Annotated in this window: 1 rRNA gene (cut by a window edge); it reads right to left on the bottom strand. The window is 56.8% G+C overall.

Features of this window, described 5'->3' with window-relative positions:
* Positions 1-1,275, bottom strand: a 23S ribosomal RNA gene (locus tag ACH4D5_RS38825); it reaches 1,494 nt to the left of the window's first position.
* Positions 1,276-1,330: the final 55 nt, after the last annotated feature.

Below are 1,330 nucleotides of genomic sequence, written 5' to 3'. Positions count from 1 at the left end.
GTGAATGACACGACTTCGGCGGTACGCTTGAGCCCCGCTACATTGTCGGCGCGGAATCACTAGACCAGTGAGCTATTACGCACTCTTTCAAGGGTGGCTGCTTCTAAGCCAACCTCCTGGTTGTCTCTGCGACTCCACATCCTTTCCCACTTAGCGTACGCTTAGGGGCCTTAGTCGATGCTCTGGGCTGTTTCCCTCTCGACCATGGAGCTTATCCCCCACAGTCTCACTGCCGTGCTCTCACTTACCGGCATTCGGAGTTTGGCTAAGGTCAGTAACCCGGTAGGGCCCATCGCCTATCCAGTGCTCTACCTCCGGCAAGAAACACACGACGCTGCACCTAAATGCATTTCGGGGAGAACCAGCTATCACGGAGTTTGATTGGCCTTTCACCCCTAACCACAGGTCATCCCCCAGGTTTTCAACCCTGGTGGGTTCGGTCCTCCACGACCTCTTACAGCCGCTTCAACCTGCCCATGGCTAGATCACTCCGCTTCGGGTCTTGAGCGCGCTACTAAATCGCCCTATTCGGACTCGCTTTCGCTACGGCTTCCCCACACGGGTTAACCTCGCAACACACCGCAAACTCGCAGGCTCATTCTTCAAAAGGCACGCAGTCACGACGTACAGCACAAGTGCTGCACGCGACGCTCCCACGGCTTGTAGGCACACGGTTTCAGGTACTATTTCACTCCGCTCCCGCGGTACTTTTCACCATTCCCTCACGGTACTATCCGCTATCGGTCACCAGGGAATATTTAGGCTTAACGGGTGGTCCCGCCAGATTCACACGGGATTTCTCGGGCCCCGTGCTACTTGGGTGTCTCTCAAACGAGCCGCTGATGTTTCGACTACGGGGGTCTTACCCTCTACGCCGGACCTTTCGCATGTCCTTCGCCTACATCAACGGTTTCTGACTCGTCTCACAGCCGGCAGACTGTGAAAGAGAGATCCCACAACCCCGTATGCGCAACCCCTGCCGGGTCTCACACGCATACGGTTTGGCCTCATCCGGTTTCGCTCGCCACTACTCCCGGAATCACGGTTGTTTTCTCTTCCTGCGGGTACTGAGATGTTTCACTTCCCCGCGTTCCCTCCACACTGCCTATGTGTTCAGCAGCGGGTGACAGCCCATGACGACTGCCGGGTTTCCCCATTCGGAAACCCCCGGATCAAAGCCTGGTTGACGACTCCCCGGGGACTATCGTGGCCTCCCACGTCCTTCATCGGTTCCTGGTGCCAAGGCATCCACCGTGCGCCCTTAAAAACTTGGCCACAGATGCTCGCGTCCACTGTGCAGTTCTCAAACAACGACCAACCACCCATCACA

The organism is Streptomyces sp. NPDC018029, assembly GCF_044327655.1.
Taxonomy (GTDB): domain Bacteria; phylum Actinomycetota; class Actinomycetes; order Streptomycetales; family Streptomycetaceae; genus Streptomyces.
This window is presented reverse-complemented; position numbering and strand designations above follow the sequence as displayed.